Source organism: Mesobacillus sp. (assembly GCF_049588175.1).
GTDB lineage: Bacteria > Bacillota > Bacilli > Bacillales > Cytobacillaceae > Mesobacillus.
The window spans coordinates 1-3,477 of the sequence record NZ_JBAVFI010000595.1 but is presented as its reverse complement, the minus strand read 5'-3'; the positions used below and the strand labels follow the sequence as shown (position 1 = coordinate 3,477).

Here is a 3,477-nt window from a genome sequence, read left to right as displayed (position 1 = left end):
AAAAATCTTTCTATTTATTTTTGGATTGGAGGTCGTTTTTTATTCACTAGAGCCCTCAACTAAACAAAGCTGTTCTTTAATCAAATCGATGAAATGTTTAGCAGGCTGTGATAAATAATGCTGCTTTAGCCATATTAGGCCTACTGAAGATTTAAGAACCGAGTCTTTGATTTCCCTCGCAAAAAGGCTGGAATGCCCATACGACTGAAAAACCGACTTAGGAACGATAGTGGATCCTATTCCAGAGGATACTAATTCCATCAATACCTTCATATCTGAGCATTCACATACAACATTAAGTGGCAGCTGTTCCCTGCTGAAGGCTTCATGGATAATATTAAAGCTTCCAAGCCCCTCTGTACTTGGAAGAATTAGTGGAAAGGTACTGATTTCTTCAATGGTTATACTTTCTTCCCCCTGATTCCTGCAAACAAATACAAAAGGCTCATTATATAAATGCAGATAGTTAACATCCCTGTTTGGCAGCGGCAGCCTGATTAAGGCGAGTTCAATTAAACGATTTTTAACCAGTTCGCTTAAATAGGCAGAATCATTTTGCACGACTCGAAGATAAACGAGTGGATAGGCTGCGTGAAAGTGTTCAATCCAATCAGGAAATTCAGGTACAGAAAGCGTGTTAATGCCAATCGATAAGTTCCCCTTCCTTCCCTCATCCGTCTCCTGCAATTCGTTTTTTACTTCCTCTAACGAATGAACAATATTAAGCGCATGCCGGTACAGCACCTTACCCTTATCCGTCAGCTCCAGCCTTTTTCCATTCCGTTCTACTAGCATGACTCCTAATTCCTCTTCCATTTGCTTCAATTGAAGGCTTAGCGGGGGCTGGGACATATGAAGTCGGTTGGCAGCCGCGGTAATATTTTTCTCCTCAGCTATGGCGATGAAATAACGCATTTGTCTAATATCCATGGAAACCTCACTATATGTAAAAAGTATGATTTGTATATTAATTATATATTTTAAATATGGTTAAAGTCTATGGTACGATATTTTCATTCGTTCCAAAACTGAAAAATATATCTGCATAGGCTGTTTGCTCGCCATAATTTTTGATTTTTAGATATGCATTAGGGACTTAATACTGCCTTGGTTCAATTTTGCTTTGCAAGGATGTTAAGTACGAAATCATTCGAAGAATTTTTTCAATGTATAAAAGCTCAGAAGTTTATGAGATTAGCCTTTAGAGAGAGGAATTTAAAATGGAGAAGTTTTTTCAACTTAGTGCTCATAATACAACAATTGGAAAAGAAATGTCGGCTGGACTTATCTCCTATATAACAGTCGTCTATATCATTATTGTGAATGCAACAATCCTGTCAGCAGCTGGAATCCCACTTGAAGCTGGAATCATCGCTACAATCCTGACAGTATTTGCAGGCTGTTTTCTCATGGGATTTTGGGGTAACACACCTATTCTTGTAATACCAGGAATGGGCTTGAATGCCATGTTTACCTATACCATCGTCCAGTCAGGCGGTTTTGCTTGGCAAGAAGCTTTGGCGATGGTATTTGTATCAGGAATTCTATTCATGATCTTAGCCTTCACACCACTAGCAAAAGCAATCATTGAATCAATTCCTGATTCATTAAAGGAGGCAATAACGGTCGGAATCGGGATCCTTTTGATCCTGATTGGTTTTGATAATAGCGGAATCATTACTAGCTCTGATCATACTTTGCTTGCGATAGGCGATTTGAGTACTTCTACAGCACTAATAACTTTAATTGGTTTAATCGTAACAGTCGTTCTTTTTATTCGAAACGTACCTGGGAATTTGCTGTTGAGCATTGTTTTTACTTCAGTTCTATCCATTGTTTTTGGAGATTTTGAGAGTAAAGGAATGACTTGGAGCATGCCTTCGTTCACAGAATACACCTCTGTATTCGGACAGCTTTCGTTCGCACAAGCTGGCAATTTCGTTTTTTGGCTGACTGCCTTCTCGCTGGCGATGGTTGTTATTTTTGAGAATATAGGATTGATTCATGGACATACAAAAATGCTTAATCAGCCTGAAAAGTATAAGAAATCATTGCAGGCAAATGCGATTTCAGTCGCTACAGCTGGAATTTTTGGAACTAGCCCAACAGTAGCCTCTGTGGAAAGTGCAGCTGGTATAGCTGCCGGAGGCCGTACTGGATTAACAAGTATTGTTACAGGAAGCCTTTTCCTTGCTTCGATCGTCTTGATTCCTGTAATTAAACTAGTACCGGAAAGTGCTGTTTCACCAGTATTGATCCTGATTGGTGTCTTAATGCTTCAAAACATCACTCATATTAAACTAGATGATTTACTTGAAAGCTTCCCTGCCCTGCTAATTATTGTACTGATTCCATTAACGTACAGTATTGCCGATGGCATGGCAATTGGATTCATCTTATATCCGCTGATGAAGCTATTGATGGGTAAAGGACGGGAGATCCAGCCAGCTCTATACATGATTGCCTTATTATTTCTTGGCAACTTTATTCTTCAATATGCGCTTTAATAATAAAATTAGAACAGCCCTGGAATTCCAGGGCTGTTTTAATTTGCTTTTTTTAATGCAAAAGTTGAAGCTCCCCTATTTACATTTGGGATAAATTTTGCAGCCTCATGCAGCAAATGGATTTGGGCAGCCTGAGCTTGGCTGAGCGTTCCCATTCCATGCATTTTTAAAGCTCGTTCCAAAACGAGCATTGGTTCAAGGCCGTTAACGTAAAAAAGGCTCTCACCATGGCCAGGATAAAATGATTCCATCGGTTTAGTGTTAGAGATGACGTGATATTGCGCTTCTCCAAATAGAGAATAGCCCGCGATCACTGCTTCAAAGCCACGTCCGCTTTCCTGGGATGAAAATCTTTCTTGGATGAATGATGACTGGATGGATTCGGCTATTTCTTTTAGACAAAACCCTTGTTTAACCAGCAAATCAGCAGCATCTTCTGCCATGTTTGTGTATTCCTCATCACCAGAAGATACGATGAAGGCCGTATCTGGAATGATTTCTTTTATACGGTCACTATCCCCCATCATTTGATGATCCCCAATGTCTGTAACTACCGAAATAAAATCTTCTCTAGCGACTATCGATATTAGACTCATATAGTTCACTCCTCGATTCCATCTTCTTATCTTAAACATAACCTTTATTCAGATATATTCAATAGGAGAAGCTGTCGATTATTGGGAAGTTTAAGCGGATTTTGTAGTTCAATTAAGAAAACAAGAGATTTCATCATCACTTTTGCTACTATACAAGAATGAATAGTGTTCTGGAACGTTAAAAGAGCTTTATTTCCTTAGTAAATGGGATTAAAAAGGAAAGATTCGAGGTGAGTTAATTATATTACTTGTTTCTTTAGTTTTATCACCAGTTAGCCGTGATATATCACCAGTAGGAATCATTTTATTACTAGTTGAAAGGATTATATTACTTGTTGAATAAATCACGTGTCGATTTGAACATCATCTTATCC

General features: G+C 38.7%; 3 protein-coding genes. 1 reads left to right on the top strand and 2 read right to left on the bottom strand.

The window, feature by feature from the left end; genetic code table 11:
- Window positions 1-39 precede the first annotated feature (39 nt).
- On the bottom strand, window positions 40-930 hold the full coding sequence (locus WB217_RS14450; protein ID WP_423993932.1) for a LysR family transcriptional regulator: 891 nt from the start codon (window positions 928-930) through the stop codon (window positions 40-42).
- Between the two features lie 290 nt (window positions 931-1,220).
- Between WB217_RS14450 and WB217_RS14445 the strand changes: the two genes are divergently transcribed.
- Window positions 1,221-2,507, top strand: coding sequence for an NCS2 family permease (locus WB217_RS14445; protein ID WP_423993931.1), 1,287 nt, complete (start codon window positions 1,221-1,223; stop codon window positions 2,505-2,507).
- A gap of 38 nt (window positions 2,508-2,545) precedes the next feature.
- On the opposite strand, the gene WB217_RS14440 is transcribed toward WB217_RS14445, so the two are convergent.
- Complete coding sequence (locus WB217_RS14440) at window positions 2,546-3,103, bottom strand: hypothetical protein (RefSeq protein WP_423993929.1); 558 nt, start codon at window positions 3,101-3,103, stop codon at window positions 2,546-2,548.
- Window positions 3,104-3,477: the final 374 nt, after the last annotated feature.